13 protein-coding genes and 1 pseudogene are annotated in these 20,529 nt (G+C 56.3%); 6 read left to right on the plus strand and 8 right to left on the minus strand.

All coding sequences use genetic code 11. The annotated features are described in order from the left end of the window. Window positions 1–52 precede the first annotated feature (52 nt). From ACXHGZ_RS10170 to ACXHGZ_RS10180, 3 genes are all read right to left on the minus strand, one after another. Window positions 53–748, minus strand: a complete 696-nt coding sequence (locus ACXHGZ_RS10170) for an amino acid ABC transporter permease (protein ID WP_084857877.1) — start codon at window positions 746–748, stop codon at window positions 53–55. 3 nt (window positions 749–751) lie between these two features. After that, window positions 752–1,468 carry an amino acid ABC transporter permease gene (locus ACXHGZ_RS10175; RefSeq protein ID WP_084857876.1) on the minus strand — a complete coding sequence of 239 codons (717 nt, stop codon included), beginning with the start codon at window positions 1,466–1,468 and terminating at the stop codon, window positions 752–754. 71 nt (window positions 1,469–1,539) lie between these two features. Then, window positions 1,540–2,346, minus strand: a complete 807-nt coding sequence (locus ACXHGZ_RS10180) for an ABC transporter substrate-binding protein (RefSeq protein WP_084857875.1) — start codon at window positions 2,344–2,346, stop codon at window positions 1,540–1,542. Window positions 2,347–2,608: 262 nt separating this feature from the next. On the opposite strand from ACXHGZ_RS10180, the gene ACXHGZ_RS10185 reads away from it, so the two are divergent. Beyond that, window positions 2,609–3,082, plus strand: a complete 474-nt coding sequence (locus tag ACXHGZ_RS10185) for a nuclear transport factor 2 family protein (RefSeq protein WP_084857874.1) — start codon at window positions 2,609–2,611, stop codon at window positions 3,080–3,082. A gap of 85 nt (window positions 3,083–3,167) precedes the next feature. On the opposite strand, the gene ACXHGZ_RS10190 is transcribed toward ACXHGZ_RS10185, so the two are convergent. The 3 genes from ACXHGZ_RS10190 to ACXHGZ_RS10200 all read right to left on the minus strand — a co-directional run bounded on the left by ACXHGZ_RS10190 (window position 3,168) and on the right by ACXHGZ_RS10200 (window position 6,464). Continuing rightward, complete coding sequence (locus tag ACXHGZ_RS10190; protein WP_480463682.1) at window positions 3,168–3,815, minus strand: hypothetical protein; 648 nt, start codon at window positions 3,813–3,815, stop codon at window positions 3,168–3,170. A 125-nt stretch (window positions 3,816–3,940) separates the two neighbouring features. Then, window positions 3,941–4,903, minus strand: a complete 963-nt coding sequence (locus ACXHGZ_RS10195; RefSeq protein ID WP_480463683.1) for a bifunctional GNAT family N-acetyltransferase/nucleoside diphosphate kinase regulator — start codon at window positions 4,901–4,903, stop codon at window positions 3,941–3,943. A gap of 106 nt (window positions 4,904–5,009) precedes the next feature. Next, on the minus strand, window positions 5,010–6,464 hold the full coding sequence (locus ACXHGZ_RS10200; RefSeq protein ID WP_480463684.1) for a TrkH family potassium uptake protein: 1,455 nt from the start codon (window positions 6,462–6,464) through the stop codon (window positions 5,010–5,012). A 105-nt stretch (window positions 6,465–6,569) separates the two neighbouring features. Here ACXHGZ_RS10200 and arfB point away from each other — a divergent pair, with 105 nt between their 5' ends. The 3 genes from arfB (at window position 6,570) to ACXHGZ_RS10215 (ending at window position 13,343) form a co-directional block, all read left to right on the plus strand. Beyond that, window positions 6,570–6,983: an alternative ribosome rescue aminoacyl-tRNA hydrolase ArfB gene (arfB, locus tag ACXHGZ_RS10205; RefSeq protein WP_480463685.1), complete on the plus strand. Its 414-nt coding sequence runs from the start codon at window positions 6,570–6,572 to the stop codon at window positions 6,981–6,983. Between the two features lie 485 nt (window positions 6,984–7,468). Beyond that, complete coding sequence (locus ACXHGZ_RS10210) at window positions 7,469–11,170, plus strand: YobI family P-loop NTPase (RefSeq protein WP_480463686.1); 3,702 nt, start codon at window positions 7,469–7,471, stop codon at window positions 11,168–11,170. 508 nt (window positions 11,171–11,678) lie between these two features. After that, window positions 11,679–13,343 carry a hypothetical protein gene (locus ACXHGZ_RS10215; RefSeq protein ID WP_480463687.1) on the plus strand — a complete coding sequence of 555 codons (1,665 nt, stop codon included), beginning with the start codon at window positions 11,679–11,681 and terminating at the stop codon, window positions 13,341–13,343. Window positions 13,344–14,380: 1,037 nt separating this feature from the next. Here the strand turns inward: ACXHGZ_RS10215 and ACXHGZ_RS10220 are convergent. Together ACXHGZ_RS10220 and ACXHGZ_RS10225 are read right to left on the minus strand one after the other, a co-directional pair. Continuing rightward, window positions 14,381–15,634: pseudogene (locus ACXHGZ_RS10220) on the minus strand (tyrosine-type recombinase/integrase). Window positions 15,635–15,848: 214 nt separating this feature from the next. Then, window positions 15,849–16,394, minus strand: coding sequence for a hypothetical protein (locus ACXHGZ_RS10225; RefSeq protein ID WP_480463688.1), 546 nt, complete (start codon window positions 16,392–16,394; stop codon window positions 15,849–15,851). Window positions 16,395–16,773: 379 nt separating this feature from the next. Here ACXHGZ_RS10225 and ACXHGZ_RS10230 point away from each other — a divergent pair, with 379 nt between their 5' ends. Both ACXHGZ_RS10230 and ACXHGZ_RS10235 read left to right on the plus strand, forming a co-directional pair. Further along, the gene (locus ACXHGZ_RS10230; RefSeq protein WP_480463689.1) at window positions 16,774–19,194 is read left to right on the plus strand and encodes a tellurite resistance TerB family protein; all 2,421 of its coding nucleotides are present in this window, start codon (window positions 16,774–16,776) and stop codon (window positions 19,192–19,194) included. Continuing rightward, window positions 19,191–20,486, plus strand: a complete 1,296-nt coding sequence (locus ACXHGZ_RS10235) for an ATP-binding protein (RefSeq protein ID WP_480463690.1) — start codon at window positions 19,191–19,193, stop codon at window positions 20,484–20,486. Before ACXHGZ_RS10230 ends, ACXHGZ_RS10235 begins: the two co-directional genes overlap by 4 nt. The last annotated feature ends 43 nt before the right edge of the window (window positions 20,487–20,529 follow it).

Below are 20,529 nucleotides of genomic sequence, written 5' to 3' on the forward strand. Positions count from 1 at the left end.
GACCGATCGGGTGGACGTCGTTGAAGCCTTGCAGGTCATGGCCAGAATAACGTCAGTGCATCTTTGGCTGCCCCGGGCTACGAGACTTGGCGAGCGACCCGGCAAACAGGTCGAGCATGGAGCAGAACAGAAAGTAGAGCAGGGCAACGAACAGGTAGATTTCCGTGGGATGCACCATCACCCGGTTGCTCACCTGGGTCGCCACGAACGACAGCTCGCCCACCCCGATCACGTAGGCCAGCGAGGTGTCCTTGATCAACGAGACCCATTGATTGAGGAACGACGGCAGCATGATCGGCAACGCCTGGGGCAATATCACCAGACGCAGTACCTGCCAAGGTCGCAGGCCCAAGGCTTTCGCCGCCGCCCATTGCCCGGCGGGCAGGCTGTGGATGCCCGCGTACACCGAGTGCGCAAGGTAGGCGCCGCCGATCAATGACAATGCGCAGACCACCGTGGCCAACGCCGGCACGTCGACCTTGAACACGATCGGCAGCAGGAAGTAGCTCCAGAAGATCAGCATCAGTACCGGGATGGCGCGAAAGAACCCCAGTACCGTCACCAATACCCAGCGTGGCCAGCCACGCAACACCGCCAGGGCGATACCCAGCCCCAGGCCCAGCACGGCTGAGGTCAGGCCAGAGAACAACGCCAGCAGGACGGTCAGCACGGCGCCACCGATCGGCCCGTCGGGATAGGCGCCCATCAATAGGTATTGCAGATTGTCGACAACCACCGAGAAGTCCATGGCTCACGCCCCTCCCTGACGGTAGCGGCGGCTGTGCTGCAGGGCTTGGCCCAGGGCTTCGATGAGCGCGATCGCACCGATGTAGAGGAGGGTGGCGACGCCGAAGGCCTGGAAGGTCTTGAAGGTCTCGGTCTCCACCTGGCGCGAGGCGTAGGACAGTTCGGCAAGGCCAATAGCCATGGCCAGGGAGGAGTTCTTCAGCGCATTCATGTACTGGCCCAGCAACGGCGGCAGCGCAGTACGCAGCGCCTGGGGCAACACCACCACCCGCCACACCTGTGCCGGCTGCAGCCCCAGCGCCAGGCCCGCCGCTCGCTGCTGCGGGCGTACCGAGGCGATGCCGGCGCGGATTTCCTCGGCAACGAAGGCCGCGGTATAGAGCGTCAGCCCCCAGGCCGCGGCGAGGAACTCGAACGAAGGCCACGGCAAGCCAAGCCATTGATGCGGCGTGTTGAGCCAGGCCACCAGAGTTTCCGGCAACAGCGCCGGCACACCGAAGTACCAGAAGAACAACTGCACCAGCAGCGGGGTATTGCGAAAGGCGGCCAGATAGGCACGCGCCGGCCAGGCACACCGCCGCCTGCGCGCAAGGCGGGCGATGGCCAATGGTGCGCCGATCAGCGTGGCGAGCACGCAACTAAGCAGGGCAAGGCCCAGGCTGATCAAGAAACCGTCGAGCAGCAGGAGCAGGTAACGCGGGGCGAGGAGGTCACCGAACATCGAGGGGGTTCCAGCGAACGAAACGAGTCGCGCGCCTTACGGGCGTGAGGCGCGCGGTTGCAGCGGCGCGATCAGCTCTTGTCGCCGATCTTGTACAGGCGCGCGAGCGGGGTCTTGGTCTGGGGGCCGAACCAGGTGTCGTAGATCTTCTGTGCCTGGCCGTTGGCTTCGAGGTCGCGCAGGCTCTGGTTGACGAAGTCGGCCAGGGCCGTCTCGCCCTTGGGGATGCCGACACCGATCAAGTCGTTGGAGATGGTGAAGGGCGGCACTTCGTACTTGTCCTTGTCCGGCACGTTGGCCAACAACCCGATCAGCTTCGGGCCGTCCTGGGTGATGGCCTGTACCTGGCCGTTGCGCAGCGCCGTGAAGGCAAACGGCGTGTCGTCGTAGGCGATGACCTTGGCGCCGGGGAACTTGTCGCGCAGCACCCCTTCGTTGACCGTGCCCTTGTCGACGCCGACGCGCCATTTGTTCAGATCGTCCGGGCTTTTCAGGCTGCCTTTCTTGACGATGAACTGCTGCCCTGAGGAGAAGTAGGGGATGCTGAAGTCCACCTGCTGTGCACGTTCCGGGGTGATGGTGAAGTTGGCCAGCACCAGGTCGACCTTGTTCGCCGTCAGCAGCGGCACACGGTTGGCCGGGTTGGTTGGCAGCACCTGGAGCTTGACGCCGAGCTTGTCGGCCAACGCTTTGGCGTAATCCACGTCGAGGCCTTCGATCTGCTTGCTCTTGGCATCGACGAAGCCGAACGGTGGGTTGCTGTCGAAGGCAGCGACACGCAGCACACCGGCTTGCTTGATATCCGCCAGGCGATCGGCATGGGCCGCGCCGGAAAGGACGACCAGGGCGAGGATGGTGAGGGCAGTGAGTTTCTTCATGAATATGCAGCTCCTGGGATGGGCGAGAGCGGGCGATTGCGGATAGGAAAGGCCCGTTGTAGAGCGACGGTGGTAGACCGCTGGCGAGATGGATTCTGGCAGGGGAGCGGGAGGGAGAGGAAAGAATGAATGGGTCTATCTTATAACCAAACCGCTTAGTTTGGTTGATGTGTGTGACCTGTTTTGGAATAGAAAAGCGACGCGATGTCGACTTGCTTGAGCTATAGCTTAATGCGCCAGATCATTTACAGAGGGCACCGAAATGACCGAAGCACTGCGTCCACCCTTGCCGCCGTTCACCTTGGAAACGGCCATCCAGAAAGTCCGTGGCGCTGAAGACGGTTGGAACTCACGCGACCCGGCCAAAGTGGCGCTGGCGTATACGGAAGATACCCATTGGCGCAACCGCGCCGAGTTCATCGAAGGCCGCGCCCAGGTGCAGGCATTTCTTGAACGCAAATGGCACAAGGAGCTCGACTACCGGTTGATCAAGGAGCTGTGGGCGTTTGCGGATAACCGTATCGCAGTCCGTTATGCGTACGAATGGCACGACGATTCGGGTAACTGGTTCCGCTCGTACGGCAACGAAAACTGGGAGTTCGCCGCGAACGGGCTGATGCAGCGGCGGTTCTCCAGTATCAATGACCTGCCGATTGCCGAAAGCGAGCGCAAGTACCATTGGCCGTTAGGGCGGCGACCGGACGATCACCCTGGGTTGAGTGAGCTCGGGCTTTGAATCGACCCCGCCGGGCCGGGAATCGCCAGAAAGCAGGGGAGAGCAGGACCTGCATCTCGAGCCGCCCGAGCCGCATCTCCATCGCTCAAGCCACTGTGGTTCGCTCTGTTCCTGCGCGAGCGTTGCGGCGTAGACGCAAGGCCCATTTGGCGGTCAGTTTGAAGAAGATCGCGCTGAACATCAGCGCGAACGCCAGTGGATACCAAGACCCCATGGGCAAACGCTTGTAGAAGGACAGCAGGAACACACCGGCGATCACCCAGGTCCCCGTGCTGTGCAGCGCCTTCCATAAACGGGCACCGAGCAACTTGGCCACGGCGGGGAAGGAGGTGACTGTCAACAAAAGGATGAACACATAGCCGATCGAACCTGGAATATTCGTGGCGGCGCTGCGCCCATGCCAGAACGATTCGGGAAACCCGTTCGCGTACAGGATGATCAGCACCGCATGCACGGCATGGGAGAACGCGAATGCCAGCCCTAGGAAGCGTCGCTCTCGCAGCAGACCTCGGGTCAGTGGGCTGGGCACCAGGGCTGCCATCGACGAGGCGAGAAAAGTCGCCAGGAACAGGGCAAAGGACGTGCACGCGGTGACCCTGATGGCGCTACGCAAGGCATCCACCCATTGCGGCTGGGCCCATAGGGCCAGTGCGGCGGCGATGAGCACCAGCACGGACAACAAGGAAAACAGGCGCCAACCATACAGGTTGGCGGTGTCAGCGGTTCGGTTCATGGCAGGCTCCGGAGGGAATGCGGCGAGCGGGATGCCGCCGCGTGGTGGAGCCATGGTGCCAATGGCGTTTATCTGGGATGTGTCGAGCAAGGCCCATCGTGTATCGCACTGTAGCCGGCGTGTGGCTACAGGTGAAAATGCCCCGCAGTCTCCGGTTGGTAAAGCACTTTCCTGATCTCGATCCGGCGATTGCGTTCAGAAATTCGCCAATCGATGGCGTCCCCCTCCTGGTAGCCCAGAATGGCCGCACCAATGTCGGAACACACGGAATGCTTCCCCGCGCTGCTGTCCGCGTCTTCAGGGTAGACCAAGGCGACCTCGATCTCTTCATCGTCCAGCTGCAGCAAGACCTTGGAGTTCATCGTGACAACGGTACTCGCCACCTTCTGCGGCTTGACGACAATGGCCCGCTCGAGTTCATGTTCGAGGTCGACAACGGCCGGGCCTTGCTCAAGCGCAATCAAGCGCTCGAGCCTGGCTTTGTCGATTTCAGTGATGTAGATCCCAGAGCAATCGCTGACGACACCTTCGCGCAATAACTGGCGATAGCGCACCAGCGTCATGGAAAACGACTTCAATGTCGGTGTTTCGCTCTCCAGCACAAAGCCGCTGCGCAGGAAGGCTTGCAACGAACGCGTGTTGTCAGGGTGGATCTTGGCAATCAGTTTCGCCGCGCGCATGTCGAAGAAGGCCAGTTTCATGCCTTCGCGGATCGTGCGCAGACCAAGCCGCCGACCCCATTTTTTGCGGTCTCCGATGGCCAGCACGATCTCGCAATCCGAGCCGGTCTTGACGAGGCGGACAAAACCCACCGGGGCGTCATGCCGGTCATAGGCGATGAAGAATCGGCCGCCACGGTTGAACAGGTGGGTCAGGATCGGCAATTGCGTCCGATCGATGGCTTGCTCGATGGAGCGGGAGACGTGACGCGAATCGCTCAAGTAACAGGTAACGCGCTCATCCTGCAACCAATCCATCAGCATCAGCGCGTGTGCCCGAGTGATTTCAGGGCACAGCGAAATGAAAGGCTTGTTCATCTTCACCACTTTCGCTTGTAAAGGATGAAAGCCCTTCATGGCTAGGGCCATGACGGTTCTTTCGGCAATCGGCCACTTTACGACATAACGAGAGATAAGCCCAATTTGCCGCCATGGCCACGCTGGCCTGTTGGCCGTCAGTGCTTTTCTACATCGCTTAGAATCGCCAGAAAGCAGGGGAGACCAGGACCAACACGGTGAGAATCTCGAGCCGACCGAGCAGCATGCCCACCGTCAGCAGCCATTTGGCAGCGTCCGGCAGCGACGCGAAGTTGCCTACAGGGCCGATGATCGCGCCCAGCCCTGGCCCGACGTTGCACACGGCGGTGGCTGCACCGGTCAGTGCCGTGGTCCAGTCGAGCCCGATCAAGGCAAGGCCCAGTGCGATGACGGCGATGGTGATGGAGAAAAAGAAAGAGAATGTCAGCAATGAACGAACGATCTCTTCATCGATCGGGTGCCCATTGTATTTCTTCGAAATCACTGCCCGCGGATGCGTCAATTGCTTAAGGTTGCTGACCAACAGCGCGGCCGCCACCTGGAAACGGAAGATCTTCAGGCCCCCGGCCGTGGAGCCTGAGCAGCCACCGATGAACGTCAGATAGAAGAACAACAGAACCGAGAAGCTACCCCAAAGTGTGTAGTCTCCAACGGCGATGCCGGTGGTGGTAACCACCGAGGTGACGTTCACCGCAACGACACGAAAGGCGTCCCACCAGGACAGGTCGCTATGCCAGCACAGCCAGGTGCCGACTGTGACCCATACGAAGAGCAGAAAACCAAGGAAACCCCGAACTTGGTGGTCGCTGAACAAGGCACCGTGATGCCCACGCAACGTGGCCACGTACAACGTGAACGGCAGGCTGCCGAGGATCATGATCACGACTGCCAGCCAGTGCACTGCAGGTTGTGTCCAATGACCCAGTGAAGCATCGGACGTCGAGAAACCGCCCGTGGAAATCAACGACATCGCATGATTGACGGCCTCGAACGGCGTCATGCCTGCAACCCAAAGCGCCAGCGCACCCATGGCGGTCAAGGCGAGATAGGTCACAAGAATCATCTTGGCCGCTACATGCGAGCGTGGCGTGACCTTGTCCGACCAATCCGACGACTCGGTCTGAAACAGGCGCATGCCGCCCACACGCAGCAAGGGCAAGATCGCGACCGCCATGCCGATAAAGCCGATGCCGCCAAGCCAATGCAACAGGGACCGCCAGATCAACAGCCCGGGCGACGCCGTATCCAGACCAGTCAACACTGTAGAGCCGGTCGTGGTGATGCCCGACATGGTTTCGAAGAAAGCATCCGTGTAGCTGATATGCCGGATGAACACCATGGGCAACGCCGCGAACGCGCAGACGATGATCCAGCTGGCGGTCGTCAGCATGTACATGTCCCTGGCGCGCAGTTGCGGAGCCTCAGGAATGCCTCGGGCGATCATCAACAGGCCGGCACAGAGCGCGATCAGGCTCGACCAGACGAACGCGCCCAGATCGTCACTGCGGTTATAGACCAGCAGGGTGGCCATGGGGATCACCATGCTCACAGCCAAGGTGATCAGGAAGACACCGATGATGAAGGCGATGAAGCGCAATGCTGGGAGTGGCATCGAGTGAATCCGAAGATTGGATGCCGGGAGTATTGGGGACCCTGGGGAAATGTCGAATAAAAAAGGCGTAAAGTCTCAGCAGGTGCTAATTACCAGGACCATGCCATGCTGACCATCTCAAATAACGTATGCCTGCCGGACACCGACATCGAGCTCACATACATTCGCGCACAAGGCGCGGGCGGGCAGAATGTCAACAAAGTGTCCAGCGCCGTGCATCTGCGCTTCGATATCCTGGCATCGTCGCTGCCTGAGTTTTACAAAGAACGGCTGCTGGCGTTGCGTGACAGTCGCATCACCGGCGATGGCGTATTGATTATCAAGGCCCAGCAATACCGCACCCAGGAGCAGAACCGCGCAGACGCATTGGCACGTCTTGCCGAGTTGATCATCGCTGCCGGCAAGACCGAGAAGAAGCGCCGTCCCACCAAGCCGACCCTTGGGTCCAAGACCCGGCGCCTCGAAGGAAAGGCCAGGCGGAGTGAAGTCAAGGCGGGTCGCGGAAAGGTGGATTTTTAGTGGTGGAGGGGGAACGTGACGGTAAGTCTCAATGGCATCCAAGGCATTTCAAATTGAGGACCGCAAGCTCCTAATAATACATGATTTAACAAGTGGGCGATGTCGAATGTCCATAAGCGCCACAAAAGCGCTCAATTACTAGCTCAGTGCTCCTGAAATGAACGCATCTGTTCATCGATTGGTGTTCATAGATCTAGCTTTCCCGTCATTAGTCTCGTCGCCCATCCGTCCGGATGGTTCAGGTATGTTCCACTTCAGCAAGAGGTGCGCTTACGTGGTGTTTCGCGACCGAATATGGCATATAGCCTCTATGGATTTTGTTGCAGCGCCAAAGCTGCATCGACTGGACTATTAGCGGTCATTCGCCTGCTCAGCGGGACACGGAAGGCCATTGCATGAGATCGGGGTAGATGCTGGGAGCTATCAAAAGTCGTCTAGGCTTGGCGTGGGAAGCGCTTGTGGTTGGAGGGAGAGCCGCGTGGAGGGTGCTTTCTACCCGTCACCAGGGGGACAACGTTGACCCCTTCTTTGAGCCCTTGACTCCCGTCATTGTGACGGATGGCCGATCGGCCCGGTATGAGCGTGAGCTGCTACATGCACTAGAAAACCCCAATGTTCTGAACATCGCGCTCACAGGTAGCTATGGCGCGGGCAAGAGCAGCGTGCTGAAGACGTTCTTCAGCAATCATCCACAGTTCAACCACACCTATGTGTCCCTAGCGACCTTCAGCAAACCCACCTCGGGTTTGACACCTCAGCCGAGTGGTCAACCTTCCGACACTGACTCGGAACCTGAGGGCCCGGCTGCTACTGGGGCCGAGCACACACCAACCGATGTCGATTTGGTCAATCGCATTGAAGAGACCATCGTCCAGCAACTGCTCTACGCGGTGCCCGCAGCGAAAGTGCCCAAGACTCGCCTGAAGCGGATAGTCCAAGCCTCAACCCTCAGTATCTGCATGCGCACCCTCGGTTTTACTCTGCTTGCCGTCTGCGCCTTGAGGCTCTATGTACCCAAGCTTGCGATGATAAAAACCGTGTCGCTGGAATGGCTGATCCAGGGATTGATGCTTCTTCCCGAGTCTGCGGCATTGGCTGGCGTGGCCGTTGGTGCTGTCTATCTGTTGTATTCGGGGTTGAAGTTCATGTCCCTGTTCACCATCGACGGCCTGACCCTCAAGGGGGGCAAGCTTGAGGCAACTCATCATGGATCAGTGCTTCATAAAAACGTCGATGAGATCCTCTATTGCTTCGAGCGCAGTGATATCAGCGTAGTGGTCATCGAAGATCTGGATCGTTTCGACATCCAGGACATCTTCTTCAGGCTGCGAGAGATCAACTTCATCATCCAGCGATCACCTCAGGTTAGGCGTTCTGTCCATTTCGTCTACGCCATCCGTGATGAGCTGTTCACGGTCACTGACAAGACGAAATTCTTCGACCTCATCATCCCCATCATCCCTGTGATCAACTCCGAGAACTCCAGGGAGAAGCTGGTCGAGCTCATGAAGGCGCGCCAGGTGGCCGGCAAACCGCTCGATGATGGATTGAATCGCAAACTCATAGAGGCGGTGTGCTACTACATCGACGAAATGCGGCTGATCAAGAATATCGTCAACGAGTATGACGTCTACGCGAATGTACTGGCCAACGACGGTCTGGAGCTGGATCCCAACAAGCTGTTTGCCATGGTTGCGATTCGAAACCTGCACCCTAATGCCTATGCGGACTTGGTCAAGCGGCGGGGCGCGATCTACGGCGTCGTTGATGGCTACGCAAAGTGGGTAAAAGCTCAAACAGAATTGCTCGATGCGGAAGCTCAAGCGCTAAAGGATCAGCGTGCAGTACGTGAAGACGAGGTGGCCGATAGTGTGGAGCACTTGCGAATGTCGGTCTGGTTTGAGATTTTGAAACTTGGGAGTAAGCCAACTGCAAACCACGTTCGGCTAGATGGCGGGACTACCTTCACGCTGTTGGACTTCGTATCTGATTCTGTGTTCGCCCAGGTAGTAGCATGCCGAAGCGTGCAACCTATGGTGATTTCACACTGGCAGGATGGCGGACAAGCCGTCCTATCTAAAAAGGCTCTGCAAGCAGCTCGTTACGATGAGCGCCTGGAGCTTTTCCAGACCTCGCTTGATGAGCTGGATGAGCAGTTCGACACGAATCGACGCAAGGTGCAGCGTCTCAAGACGGCAGGCTTCCGACAGATTGTATCCATGGGGTACGGCAATGAAGTTGCCAAGCGTCTGAAGGGGTTGGAACTCATCGTCTTCCTGGTTCACCGCGGCTTCTTCGACACTGACTATGTCGATTACCTCGGCTATTTCTACGAAGGCTCACTCACCCAGTCGGACAAGAACCTCATAATGGGAATGGTTCGGGGTGAGGAGTACGATGTAACCACCCCGATACATAATCCGGAGCTTGTGGTCAGAAAGCTGGATCTGGAGTCGGTAGATGGCGGGCGCGGTATCATGGTTGATCTCATCCATGAGCTACTGCACACGCACAAGGATGACGCGGCTGCCAGGAAGGACAAGCTCCGCTTAATCCTTCGAAGTGGTCATGATTACACAGAGCGTTTCGCCGAGGCTGTTGCATCGATTACCCCTCGGTTGCAGGCCACGGCGCTCATAAGAGCTATTTATGACGCAGACCGCGACCTCATCCCTTTATTGCTTAACCATGATCGGTTTAAAGCCCCCACCTTGAGGCAGCAGTTCCTCGTTGCGCTTCTGGATGTCCTGACACCCAAGGAGATGCAAACACTCGACGATAAGCCTCGCGGGCTACGGAAGGCCATCAGTGAGCTTCGTGAGGCATCGGTTGTCACCGCGAAGATTGCGAGCAACCAGAGCGGATGGAGGTGGGTCAGGGAGCTACCGGCGCAATTCTCGAACCTTGATTCGAGTGCCACGGCTGCAGATCTGCGGCAAATGGTGGAGTGGGGGTGTTTGGCACTGAACCTCAAAATGCTGCAATTGCTCTGCCGGACACTGGATCCGGGTAATCAGAGCGATAGGGTAACTTACCAACGGCTCAGCAAGCTGGAAATTACTGGCCTGGACAGCATGATCGAGGAGGATCCGGACGGGTTCGTGGCGCAGCTCGTAAGCCAAGAGGGGGTGCTCGAAGAGACACCGGAATCGCTCGTGGCCTTGTTCGGACTTTGTCAGAGAGAACCCTACACACTGGAGGTATTGCTCGAAAAGACAACTTGCAGCGTGACTGACCTTGACGCGGTACCGACCTCGTTATGGACGAAGATCCTGATGGCGGGACGTGTTCACCCTGTTAGTGATGCGGCTTGGACGTACTTCAATCGGGCGATTGTAGCTGATAATGAATCCAAAGACTTCGTCGATTTGGGTGAGTCAGCACTGGCTACATTCGTTGATTACCTCAAGCACAACGCTCAAAACCTGGCTGAAGAATTATGGCAGGACGCGAATCGCAACGATGACTTGCAGACTTTCCTCATTCGCGCGCCGCAAGTCGACAATGCAACCCTTCGTACGCTTCTCTCGAAGGTCGTGTTGAGCCCAGGCGTTGTCATGGACACCGCGGCGCCTGGCAATCGTTGGGCGGTGTTCGCCAACGGTGACATGGTCGAGTACAGAGAGGAGATTCAGGCATTCATTACCGATCACGCTTTCTCTTACCTAGGGGCTTACCTCATCCACCGGTGGGGTGTCGCCCGTGACCAGATGGACATGTCAGCGTTACCGGTGTCGTTGGCCCTTGAGCTCAGCAATGCAGAGGTATGCTCGACAGCTGAAGCCATCGAGATTTGGTCGGGCATTCCCGGCGATGCCTATGACACATGCGAAGGTGCCGTTGAAGCATTGGCTGGGGTGTGTGATCGCGCAACACGTGATGGATTGCGATTCCCGATGGCCTACCTTCCGACGATACTGAGGCTGCTTCCGACTGGGGCGCTTTCTAGAGAGCAGCGGATCAATCTACTGATTCATGCTCTCTCAATGGGCTGCAGTTGGCTAGAAGTGGCTGAAGTGTTGCCACTCGCGGGTGAGGAGTATCAGGCTTTACTCAAAAAGAGGCGCGTGAATTTCCCGGTTCATGATGTGGATCGCCGACTGATCGATGCACTTGCTACAAGGGGTTTTGTGGGGACCGTCAAACCTGAAGCCAAGCGGATTGTGGTTTGGAGCAAACGTAATTGAGCCGTCATTTTATGGCTATTCCGTGCACCTTCAAAAAAGCCTGGAGCTCGCCCAGCCTGTCAGGCTTGGAGCGTCTACGAAAACAGGGGCAATTCTGCCTTCTCGATTCAGCGGCTCTGGTTGGCTTAATCGGCCATCGCATCTGCACACTCCTTATCACGCTTCAGGCTTCCTAATGAGCCCACCAAACTGCTGCGCAGGCTCAACCTAGCGAAGCGCTGATTTCATATCACTCCAGCCCACGTACTCCATCAGCGTTTTGATATCCCAGCCAGAGCTCGCCGCCCATGTTGCAAGCTGCGCCTCATGGAGTGAGCACTATAGAGTTGGAAGGTAAGCTACACCGATCCAGAATGTCGCGGAGGAAGGGGATTAAGCTGTGTGCAGCAAGCGGGCGATCCTTTGCAACGATGAATGCAAGGCCGCGTGCGCTTGCAGTGTAATCTGCCATAGAATGTCTACGGGGCGTTAGTGCCTATTCACCATCAAATATGAAGAGACGATCAGGATGCGCCAATACTCTGAAGAAGAAGTTCAGGATCTCACGGATAGAGTCTTCTTGCTCCGAGCCCGGCTCGATGAGGGGAAACTTCATATAGCAGCGCATCTGGTAGATGGCTTCAGAGAGAGTTTAATGGCGATTAGGTTACGACCTGACGGCTTAGTTGATCCGACAACCGTTGATGGCCGGATTCGTGCCATGACTTTGGCCATCAAAGCCTTCGCCTATCGAGATGAATCTAAAAAGTCGGTAAGCTTACAAAAAATCCAGAGCGTTTATTTCGATTTTTTGTTCCGAGAATTCGATTTTCTTTACAAACAGATGGTCAAGGCTGATGCGACACCTGCACAGGCGGCTGCAGTTGCGGTGAGGAATGACGATTTGGTAAACCATTGTACGAAAGCTCTGCCTGAACTCGCAGAGGGTATCAGAGAATTCTGGTTATCGGTGTCAGATCCCGCAGCGTTCCACCTTCAAGATGGCCAGCAGTTCAAGGCTACCTTCTCTGGTGACCTGTTTCCCGCGCATTGGGAAAACGTTGTATCCACTGCTGGCCTTTACATCGACACGATCGTGCTTCCTTGCCCGATTCTCAAGATCGCCCCGCTCTTTGAGGCATTGCCAGCCAAACAGGTCATTGAGCTATTTATTAAGCACGTTTTGAATGCGATGACGTACAGGGACATCGCGCTAGCTGAAGTAGACCCTCCGTTGGTGGTCATTTCACCTAACCCAAGGGATATGAATAGTGAGGATAGGGAGCTGCTAGCTGAGCAGAGCCGGCCTCTGTCCTGTAATCATGGCGGCTACCTGTTTGGTCGTGAATTTGAGTCCGTTGAACACTTGGTAGATTTTTGTGGAGAGCTGCATTCTGTTGACGCCGTACTAGCTGAGCTTAAAGGTACTGATCGATTGATCATTGATACCGAGTGGGGGAGAGATGCTCGTGCGCAACTGACCAAGGCTTTGAAAGAAGGACGCACCCCAGGCTTGGACCCCGCTATAGCAGGAAATCATGTGCTGTATGCTTGCTTGGGGCGCATGCCCCAGGCATTGGCCTCTCAACAGTGCGCTAATCACTTTGGTGGGACACCATTTATAGGTGCGGAAACGTCGTGGAAGTACTTTAATTGGATGTTGGACTACCAAGGTGGAGCAGTGGAGCGTCCAACTGATGATCGAAAGAGTATGCATGTAATGCGTGCATTGAGCGCTGAGGCAAATAAAAATTTGGAGTGGCTTGGCAACGTTCCTCCGGAAACAGTGCTGAATATCCGGAAGGCCGGTTTGGCTGGGGAGCTTAGGTCTTTGCTAGGGCAGGGAGTTTCTGAGCTGATCAAAGTGCGACCAGAAAACTACTTCCGGACGGCCGACCAAGTCGTCGAAAACCTGGATCGTGCTTTCGCGGCGCACCAGGCGTCGTTGAAAGAAGCACGTAATAAAAAACTCAAGCTTTACGGAATCGACGTTGCATCATGCCTGGCTGCCGGAACAATTGGAGTGGCGGGGGCTCTGACAGGAAGTGTGGCACTAGGCGCGCTAGGTGGTGTTTTAGGAATGGTTGGTTTGCCTAATCTTAAAGACATCAGGACAAAGTATAAGGATCTTCAGGCAGAACAAAATGCCCGTGAAAATTCGCCGACAGGGCTGCTGTTCAAGCACATATCGTGAATTACTGTTGTAGCCAATCGCTCAGTGTGAACGCTTCATAGAGTCAACACAAGTCAATATAAAACCCGCATATGCGGGTTCTTTTTCAGTGCAGTATGCATTTGATGGCCTCTTGCTCCATTTAGGGACACAGCCTTAGAAATTAGCGACTCCGCTGATGTCAGCACACAGACGTTTCTGGATTTCTTCGGTGCGTTTCGGAAGGGGGTAATGGCATGAAGCCGACGGCGATTGAACGGAGCCTGATGACTAATGTTAATTACTATACAAAACTAGTGATGAATAGCAAGGATCACGAGTCAACGCTAATTTCCGCAAATTTTTGCTCGCCATAGGCCGACCGGTCGCGACAGTCGCAATACGACCCTGAGCAGATTGATCTTCAATAAAATCTGTACCATCTCTGTAGTAGGTTAGGGCTACACCGTACGTTCAGTCTGAGCTATCCAAGACTTTTGCCGGATTGCATGGCTCAGCTGAAGGGCGTTGGTTATCTCTGGGCGACCCACGTTTATCTCGTAGAAAGATGACAGCAGTCACGCGTTTTTGAAGACGTTAAGCGTACAGGATTAATCCAGAGCCACAGTTAATGGAGCTTCCTCTATCGTTTGCCCAACGATAAAACCCTCGAAATCCTACCAAAGCTCTTCTAGATTTTTTTAACTCTTCAAGAGCTGAGGTTAGCTCAGTAGATTCCCAGGGGAGCCCAGTCGCTAGGTTCGTATTAGATAAAGAGCGAAGGGAGTCTGCGAACATTGCCGCTGTTCGAGGCGCGTATTTCTCAAGTGCGTAGGCCATGAAGCCCTTCCCAATTTCGATGAACTCTGAGTTCAATTGAAGCGCAGCCCAATCGATTGTCATTGCGAGCCCGCCGTCGTACCACGTCCACACCGGCAAACGGGTATCGACGTACTTTGGCTGATCATTGGTGCGAGTTCGAATCGCAACCAGAGCCGGGCCCTCGAATACGTAGGCCGAAAGAGAGGAGGAGGGTGATGCCTGTTTGGGATCGGCTGATTTAGGCACGACGAACCTCCTTAACTGTCAAGTCGGCCCCAAGCTGCCGAGGCACGCTGCGCGTTACGGTGGTTGGCCGACTCGGCTAGATAACGACTTGCATAACGACGTGGCATCGCCGAAGTCTCAGCCCAACCGCAGACTCGCCGGAGTTCGTCCGTGGCGCGCTTCAGGTCGTGCCCACGCTGCTCGACCAGGTAAGCCAAGAAACGGTCGGCGAAGGTGTGGCGAAAGTCATGCGCAGAAAGAGTCGGCAACAACCCCGGATGCGCCAGTTCAATGGTCAGAAACAGCCGATCGAGGACGTTAGACAATGCGCGAATCGACAGCGGGCGGCCTCTGTCAGAGATGAACAGATAGCGGTGCAGCAATTTCATTGGTTTGCCGTCACGTAGAGGACGCCGTTCGCTCTGGATGTAGTGCTCGTAGACCTCATACAACTGTGCAGAAATACCTACGGTTCGTCCGTGGGTTTTCAGCGCAGGCTCTTCAGCACGTGGGTCGGCGGGGTCACGTTCGCGGTCATTGATGGTGACATAGGCGTGCTGAGAACCTTGGTTGATATCCGTAGTGTAGAGCTTCAGAGGCTCTCCACGCCGGATACCGGTCTCCAGCAACAATTCAATCATTAGCCAATTTCGCAACTGCAATCGTTCCGGAAACGGATTCTCCGCGGCTCCCGGGCTAATCAGTGTACGAACAATCTGGAGTTGGGTATCGGTCAGGCCGCGGTAACGAGTGCGGTCGGGTCGGGCATTAATGATGTGGCTCTCAAAGCGCCGTTAAACGACGTCGGCGAGATCTGCAAATGCCAACTCGATGTTAGCCAGGGAGGTTGAAGTTTGGCGAGCGCGAGAAATGTATCGGGAGACACACCAGGACAGGTACTGCTTCAACAGCCGCAGGTATTGGTCACGGGTACGCGGATCGATCTGCGGAAAAGGTACCGTTGCAGTTGTGCCGATTTGGGCGACTACGTTGTCGGCGTGGCGGCCGCTTTGGAGCCAGATAGCGTAACCATCCAGTAAAGCCAAAATCGACTCGAAGTCGCAGGCCAAGATGGCCTCATCGATATCTAGGTCTCGGCCTTTCGCATAGATGTAGAAAGCCTGGATCGCGCGTAGATGCGCCGCAGCCGTATTGTACGCACGGTACCGTAACTTGAGTTGAACGTAGATGAATGGGACTAGCATGGGCAACGGCGCCGCATCTCCGGTCTGCACGAGCAGCGGTACACGTTGACCTGAGGAGAAACGGCACTGAATCAGCTTCATCGGAAGCCCATGCAATGACTCGCCATGAACACCAAGGACATGGCCCGTTGAGAGAGTGGATGCAAAAAACGGGGTTGTCGAATCAGCAGCCTAGGTAGCTCATGAACATTTATGACATGACCTGTAATTTAACATAATATACATTATGCGCAGCTTCCTATGGAGCTACCGGGGCCGTGGGTGGACAGATTTGAAGCCAGGCCCCTGGCCTAGATCACTGCGCTTCAGATCGAGCTTGAACCTCAGCGATGTAACCCAGCACTAACGGATCCTGCGAGCCTCGCTCCTTGTAGTAGCCAACCACGTTGGCCAACGTCCACCGTAGCAACTCCATCAGTACTGGATCGGAAAATTTCCTGCTGACCGACTCATACTGATATCGGCTGTTGGTGAACACATCGCGATACCGCTCGAATGAATGTTCCTGGCTGTTAAGGGCCAGGCGCTCTCGAATCGCCGCAGGCATCGCGTGAAACAGCGTCAGCAGATCGTGAGCATCACGCTTTTGTTTGGGTGGAATCTTGCCAATTGACTGCAGGTGCTGGTGGGCCGTTTTGAGAGCTTCGACGTCGAGCTTGTAGGTTTCGCCAGAAGTACCTGGGTGCTGATCTGGCAAGGAAATAAAGCTTTTCAGCAGGATTTCCATACCGAGCGCCGCATTGACCATGGCGACATCTGGGAGGTTTTGGGCGTGTAGAAGCTCAGCGGCCTTGAGGTAGTTATGGGCGCTTTCAAGCATCCAGCCTGGAAAATGAGTCATTGAGTGGTAATCCTCGATGGTCAATGACGCCGAAGGTACCTCACGAGATCAGCTACCCTGCCCTTATAATATGACCTCAAGGAATAACTACACTAAATATTCATTTAGTCGAGTTATGAGTCCGGCTGTCTCTGGAACCTTGAATTCCCATAATCTCTTCGAACTGCTCACCCGCCACGAACGCTAAGGGTGAAAACTGAGCTCAAATGCAGCTGGCTCATTCAAAGATCGCCAACCGGACCCCCTCTCTGCCAAGTAGGGACACGTGCTCGGTAGGCGTTCGTCGCTAAGTTGACATCGTTCGCACAGACGGCTTGGCCGGTCATGGAAAATCCGCAAGAATATCACTTGGCCATTACCCACTTTACGGAACACTCATATGCCACGGAAGCTCAAAGGGGGCGGCGGCGGGTCGATCGCTCTGTACGCCTTGTTGTTCGTCGTTGCCCTCTTGGCACAGATTCCAAAACAGGTGTGGATCGCCCTTGGGGTGATCCTGGGCATAGGCGTTTTGATATGGGCGGTTAGGCGCACCACCCAGGCAAAGCCCTACGTTCCTGAAGACGATATTGCCACGGAGATCGCTGCGTCTTCTCGACAAGCAACCTCCCCCACAGTAACCGTCCAGTTCAGCACTAATACCCGCGAGCGAGATTTCCATACCGTCCAAATCGGCTCGTCCAGTGATAGTCAGAGCTACGCCATCCCAAAGCCAAGTGCTAAGCCCACCGGGGTTCGTTGGCTTGCTGAAGGTGACTCCATCAACGTGGCTGGGCTGGCCATCCCAGGCGGAATGCTCTACATCACCGAACGAGCGACACAGTTCGGCCAGACTGAACCGTCCTTGATCGATGCTACGCTCCGAGTCGCGCGCTCACCTATGAATCTCACCGAGCGGCAGATGCCCTACTGGCCAAGCTACCGAAGCATCACGCCTGAGGCGCGGCGAGCGTATCTCCAATGGTTGGCAGGTGGTCGCCGCCAGCCTGCCGATGCAGGTTATGTGTTCCTGTTTTTCTACGGGCTTGAGCGCCGCGCGCTGGTCGATGCACTGACTGACCCTCAGGCCAAGGCAGAGATCCCAGTCATCAAGGCTGAGGTCGAGCGCTTGCTTGGTCTCTACGGCGACAACAATTCTTTCCGCGGCTACGCTACCCGCTTCCTCGCTCATATCGACGCGGGTTCTGTTCAACCTCAGAGTTACATGAATGAGCCCGCCGCCAGTGCCGCAGATGGATATGAGCTGCCCATGTCACTGAGGGTCGCGTTGGGTCAGATGGCCGTAGATAAGTACCCACTCAATCCGAGCTGGGCATTGGCCTGGGCGCTTGCGGAACCGAACATTTCCAGGCGTACACCTGTGACAAGGTGCCCGGAGCAATTTGCAGCGCTCTTCAAGAACGAATTTGCGAAGCACTACCCCAACGGCATTGTGCTTCCTCAGAACAAGACCAAGCTGAAAATTGCCTATCGTCCTGCTTCCGCCGGGTTGAGCATTCCGGCAGTGGCCGTAGGTGACCTTCCCGATGTTGCGGCAACTTCGGGAACGCGTAACAAGCTGCAGGTCATTGTCGAGGACTGCACCACCGTGCTTGACGCTTACAGTCGGTACCTGGGGCGCAATCCAGACGCCGGGGATAGCCTGGAAGCCATCCTGCAGTTGCCAACAGAACTCTGGCCTGCTGAAGCAAAAGCAGAGCTCGAACAGTTGGAGCAACGTGTCGGGGGCGAAACCATTTGCATGAGTTTCGGTGAGCTGGCAGGCCGATTCAAATCAGCCGGCGCGCTCTCCCGCGACAAAGTCGTCGCACTCGCCCGGGCCTTGGAAAGCAAGCGAATTGGATTGGAGCCCGATGTCCTTTCTGGCAGCCGTACGCCCAAGGCAGAAGACACCATCGCGCTGTTCGCTGTGGACTCTGACGAAGGAACCCTTCGTTCTACCGATGCTTACAGCGCTGCAGCAGTGACCTTAGATCTGGCCAGTGCAGTCGCTGCGGCAGACGGTGACACCTCGCTTGAGGAGGTGAATCTGTTGTCAGGACACATTGACTCATGGGATCACCTCTGCGTCGCGCACCGCAAACGCTTGAAGGCGCATCTCCAGATTCAATTGAAGCAGCCGCCCACGCTGGTAAGCCTCAAGAAGAAACTTGAGCCGCTGCCCCTTGAGGCCAAACGAAAAATTGCCAGTTTCCTGGCTCATCTGGCGCAAGCCGATGGTGAGGTGACACCGCAGGAAGTGAAGCTGCTTGAGCGCGTGTACAAATCGCTCGCTCTCGATCCACAGTTCGTCTATAGCGACCTACATAGCGCAGCCGTTCGCCCTCCCCAAGTCGTGGAGGCAATGACTGCGACTGCCGCATCGGCCACTATGGCACCGTCTTCAGAAAGCAGTGGTTCAGGCTTTGCCTTGGACATGGACAAGGTCGCTCGTCTGCAACAAGAAACAGCAGAAGTGTCGGCGCTTCTGGCAAGCGTCTTCAATGAAGAATCGCCTACTGAAACACCTAATGCCTCGGGACAAGAGGCCCCCCAAGAACAGGAAGGCAGTACCGCCGAACAGCTTGCTACCGTACATGGTTTGGACGTCGAGCATTCCGCGTTTCTCCGTCTATTGGTTTCTAGGACTGAATGGAGCCGCGCTGAGCTGGAAGACGCAGCCAGTGATATGGATCTGATGTTGGATGGCGCTCTAGAACGGATCAACGACACAGCGTTTGAGCTGTTCGACATGCCCGTGACTGAAGGCGACGACCCTATCGAAATCAACCCTGAAATTCTGGATGAATTAGCCCTATGAGTAAGATACGAGCCAAGGATCGCGACGCGGTCATTCAATCGCTGCGAGCGGGCGTTGTGCCCCGTGTGGGGCAGCATCTGATTCAGGTAGGTCGAGCAGGAGAACTCGATTCCCTGCTCAAGGATGTGGATCGTCTCGCGGATGGCGGCTCGGCATTTCGGGTCGTTGTCGGCGAATACGGTGCAGGTAAAACCTTCTTCCTCAATCTGGTGCGCGGCATCGCCATGGAGCGAAAGCTCGTCACCATGCACGCCGACTTGAATCCAGACCGCCGGCTTCACGCCTCAGGCGGTCAAGCGCGCTCACTTTACTCGGAGCTCGCCAAGAACATGTCCACGCGTACCAAACCCGACGGCGGTGCACTCCAGGGTATCGTCGAGAAATTCATTTCCCAGGCTAAAGCGGAAGCCAAGGCCAAAGGTGTTGAGAGCGAGGTCGTCATTCGTGAGTACCTGGCAGAGCTCACCGAGATGGTCAACGGCTATGACTTTGCCGACGTCATTGCTGCTTACTGTCGCGGTTTCGAAGAAGGCAATGAGCAGCTCAAAGCTGATGCCATCCGCTGGCTGCGCGGCGAATTTTCCACCAAGACCGATGCTCGGGCTGCGCTCGGCGTACGTACGATCGTCGACGATGCCTCCGTCTACGACCAGTTGAAGCTGCTATCACGGTTTGTGCGTTTAGCAGGTTTTGGCGGCTTGATGGTCTGCCTGGATGAATTAGTAAACTTGTACAAACTGGCGAACACCCAAGCCCGCAACGCCAACTACGAACAGATCCTGCGCATCCTCAACGATTCTCTGCAGGGCTCCGCTGAAGGCCTGGGCTTTGTCCTGGGGGGCACACCTGAGTTTCTGATGGACACGCGTCGCGGGCTCTATAGTTACCCTGCCCTCCAGTCGCGCCTCGCTGAAAACAGCTTTGCTAAATCCGGCCTGGTCGATCTTTCTGGGCCGGTCATTCGACTCAGCAGCCTGACCCCAGAAGACTTCTATGTGCTGCTACAAAAGCTGCGTAACGTCTACGCCTTCGGCGAGCCTGAAAAGTTCTTGCTGCCGGACGAAGCAATCCCCGCTTTCATGGCGCACTGCAACCAGCGCTTGGGCGAGGCGTACTTCCGGACGCCACGCACGACCATTACAGCTTTCATCAACCTGCTCGCGGTGATCGAGCAAAACCCTACAGTGGATTGGCGTACCTTGCTGGGCGCCGTGGAGCTGGCCAAGGATGAGGCTGGGCAACAGGATCTTGAAGTAGAGGCCGACGATGAGCTCGCCAGCTTCAAGCTCTGACTCTTCTTCTTTTGAACGTCTGCACCCCGAGGTCCAGCAATGG

Source organism: Pseudomonas shiyinii (assembly GCF_056725765.1).